Source organism: Propionivibrio sp. (assembly GCF_017995515.1).
Classification (GTDB): Bacteria; Pseudomonadota; Gammaproteobacteria; order Burkholderiales; family Rhodocyclaceae; genus Propionivibrio.
Genome location: NZ_JAGOIT010000182.1, coordinates 1 through 3,039, shown reverse-complemented (window position 1 = coordinate 3,039; position 3,039 = coordinate 1). Strand labels below are relative to the sequence as shown.

Genomic DNA, 3,039 nt, shown 5'->3' with positions numbered 1-3,039 from the left:
CGACGTTCGGGAATCGAAGCCCGTCGAAGAAGAGTACGTGCACGATGGACGATAATCAATGTGTGGGTCGCACCCACTCCACGTAGAGACGGCCTCCAGAATTGGGGGCCGTTTTTTATTTTGGCGCACCGCCTTACTTGAACGAAGGCGTTCCGCGGTCGTACTTGATCTCCCCGGCCTTGTCGCTCATCGTCTTTCTCGGCGTCGTCAGGTCCATTGCATAGCAACTCGTCATCTCGCTGCTCACCACCATATGCCCCCTGGGCACCATCTTGTGGATCTCGTCCTTGAGCGAGACAGCGTCCATGCGCACGGGCGCCGCCGTTCCCCGCCATACCAGTTCGTTCGACGGCGAATAAATCATGTAGCAGGCGGAAGATGCGGCCGTCGAAACCGACAGTGCCAGCAAAGCGAAGATCGTTTTCATGTTGAGCCTTTCGAGCTGAGTTCCAGCGTACCGTCCAGGGCAGCGCCCGGGCGGTTATCGTAGCCCAACCTTGCCAATGGCGTACAGACGGTGGGCAGAAACCCTCAGCGTCGACGATCGTTTTCGCGGAACCCGGCCTTCAGGCCCGATTCCGTTCAGGCGACGCGGCTCATCTTCGTTCCGGCGTCGCTCGCCACCACCGATGGACGAACGAGACTGAACAGATCCTTGGGGTTGGCCATCGTTGGAATCAGCGAGATCGTCTGGCCGAGGCCAAGGGCTCGTGCCGAGTCGCGCATGAAGCGCAGGGCCGAGTAATCCTCCAGTGCAAAACCGACCGAGTCGAACAAGGTCACCTGCCGCTCGTCGATGCGGCCCGGTGCCTTGCCGGCGAACACGCACCAGAGCTCGGTCGCCGGAAAGTCGGCCGGCATCTGCTGCAGATCACCTTCGACGCGCGTTTGCGGCTCGTATTCGACGAACACCAAGGCGCCGTTCAACACGTCGGGGTGCATTTCCGTCTTGCCCGGGCAGTCGCCGCCGACGCCGTTGATGTGCATGCCGGGTTCGAGCATGTCCGCGGTGATGATGCGCGCGCTCGCCTTGTCGGCGGTCACGGTGGTCACGATGTCGGCGCCGCGCACGGCCTCTTGCACGCTGGCGCAGACGCGCAGCCGCAAGTCGGTGTGCGCCAGGTTGCGCATCAGCTTGACCGTCGCCGCGCGGTCGATGTCAAAGAGGCGGATCTCCTCGATACCGAGCAGGTGATGAAACGCCAACGCCTGGAATTCGCTCTGCGCGCCGTTGCCGATCAGCGCCATGCGCCGGCTGTCCGGCCTTGCCAACACCTTCGCGGCGAGCGCCGACATGGCGGCCGTGCGGATCGCCGTGGTCAGCGTCAGCTCGCTCAGCACCTCGGGCGTGCCGGTGTCGACGCGGGCCAGCACGCCGAAGGCCATGACGGTCGGCAGGCCGAACGCCGTATTCTTCGGGTGCCCGTTCACGTACTTGAAGGTATAGTGCGCGCCGTCGGAGATCGGCATCAGCTCGATAACCCCATCGGCCGAGTGGCTGGCGACGCGCGCGGACTTGTCGAACGCTTCCCAGCGCAAATAGTCAGCGTGAAGGTAGTCGGCGACGCCGCGCAGACACGCCGCAATGCCGAGGGTGCTGACGAGATGGGCGACGGTTTCAGCGCTGAGGAATTGCGTTTTGACGTTGGCTTCGGTCTTCATGATGCGGCTCTGGTGGACTTGCTTCGAGTGTCTCAAGTCCGAGCGGCAATTTGAATCGTCAACATTGATTGCTTTTCAGCAAACATCTACCATTTCGACAATGCAATCTAACGAAATGCCAAAATGGATGCGACCGATCAGCAGCTGCTCTCCCTCCTGCGCAAGGATGCGCGTGCCAGCATCGCGACGCTGGCACAGAAGCTGGGGGTATCGCGAGGAACGGTGACCAACCGCATTGCACGGCTGGAAGACGCGGGCGTCATTGTCGGCTACACCGTGCGCCTGCGTCCCGATGCGGAACCGAACGAGATCCGTGCCTGGATGAGTATCGCGGTCGAGGGCAACGAGACGCGCGCCGTCATTGCGAGCCTGCTCGGCGAGCCCGGCGTCGCCAGCCTGCACGACACCAACGGCCGCTGGGACCTGCTCGCCGAGCTACGCGCCGCCAATCTCTCCGAATTGTCGCAAGTGCTCGAACGCATCCGTCTCGTGCGCGGCATCAGCAGCACCGAGACGAGCATTCACCTGCAGACGTATCGCCTGTCGTGACAGGCTGCGCGTGGTCGCCGCCCGCTCAGGCGACCATCGGTGCGCGCGCGAATTCGTCAGACTCGACGCGGTCGCGGCCGGCGCTCTTCGCGCGATAGAGCAACTCGTCGGCGCGCGTGATGAGCGTTCTCGGGTCACCGCCCATGCCGGCCACGGAAAAATCGGCGGCGACGACGCCGAAACTGGCGGTGACGCTGATCGCACGACGTTCGTCGCGATAAGCCGGTTCGTCGGCGATTGCGCGGCGCAGACGTTCGGCCAGGCGGACGCCGCCGCGCAGGTCGGTCTCCGGCAGGATCAGCATGAACTCCTCGCCGCCGTAGCGAACGACGCTGTCGATGTGGTCGCGGCAGGCGGCGCGCAGCAGTCCGGCAAAGTGCTGGAGGACGACGTCGCCGGTCGGATGGCCGTAGGTGTCGTTGATCACCTTGAAGTGGTCGAGGTCACACATGATCACCGTCAGCCAGGCCGGGTAACGCGAGGCGCGTTCGACTTCCTGTTCGAGCAGGTGCTCTTCCATGTAGCGCCGGTTGTAGCAGCCGGTCAGGTGATCGCGGAAGCTGAGGTGGCGCAGGATCGACTGCGCGCGGAACTGCCGTCGGCCAAGGCACTGGTAGCGGTGCGCGGCGATGATGCCGACCGTGTTAACGAGCACCAGCAGCATGGTCATCGTCAATGTATCGGAGACGCTCAACGCACCAACATGGATGGCGAGCAGGCTGAAGACCAGCGTCGTCGCGATCGACACGGCCGTCGCATTGACGAAGGAATTGGGGATGAAGAGGTGCACGACGACGAGCATGATGCTCATCGACATCGCGTGCCAGG

4 protein-coding genes are annotated in these 3,039 nt (G+C 63.3%); 1 reads left to right on the top strand and 3 read right to left on the bottom strand.

What is annotated here, in order from left to right; translation table 11 throughout:
- Positions 1-133: 133 nt before the first annotated feature.
- Both KBA32_RS16845 and KBA32_RS16840 read right to left on the bottom strand, forming a co-directional pair.
- A complete protein-coding gene (locus tag KBA32_RS16845; protein ID WP_294361442.1) occupies positions 134-427 on the bottom strand; it encodes a hypothetical protein in 294 nt (97 codons plus the stop codon).
- 155 nt (positions 428-582) lie between these two features.
- A complete protein-coding gene (locus tag KBA32_RS16840) occupies positions 583-1,662 on the bottom strand; it encodes an ornithine cyclodeaminase (RefSeq protein ID WP_294361440.1) in 1,080 nt (359 codons plus the stop codon).
- A gap of 123 nt (positions 1,663-1,785) precedes the next feature.
- Between KBA32_RS16840 and KBA32_RS16835 the strand changes: the two genes are divergently transcribed.
- Complete coding sequence (locus tag KBA32_RS16835) at positions 1,786-2,211, top strand: Lrp/AsnC family transcriptional regulator (RefSeq protein WP_294361438.1); 426 nt, start codon at positions 1,786-1,788, stop codon at positions 2,209-2,211.
- Between the two features lie 25 nt (positions 2,212-2,236).
- On the opposite strand, the gene KBA32_RS16830 is transcribed toward KBA32_RS16835, so the two are convergent.
- Positions 2,237-3,039, bottom strand: an 803-nt coding sequence (locus KBA32_RS16830; RefSeq protein ID WP_294361435.1) for a GGDEF domain-containing protein, incomplete at its 5' end; no start/stop codon positions are given.

What these genes read in the sequence shown, in the direction of transcription:
- KBA32_RS16845 (WP_294361442.1), bottom strand. Translation starts at nt 427, where the DNA reads ATGAAAACGATCTTCGCTTTGCTGGCACTGTCGGTTTCGACGGCCGCA.
- KBA32_RS16835 (WP_294361438.1), top strand. Translation starts at nt 1,786, where the DNA reads ATGGATGCGACCGATCAGCAGCTGCTCTCCCTCCTGCGCAAGGATGCG.
- KBA32_RS16840 (WP_294361440.1), bottom strand. Translation starts at nt 1,662, where the DNA reads ATGAAGACCGAAGCCAACGTCAAAACGCAATTCCTCAGCGCTGAAACC.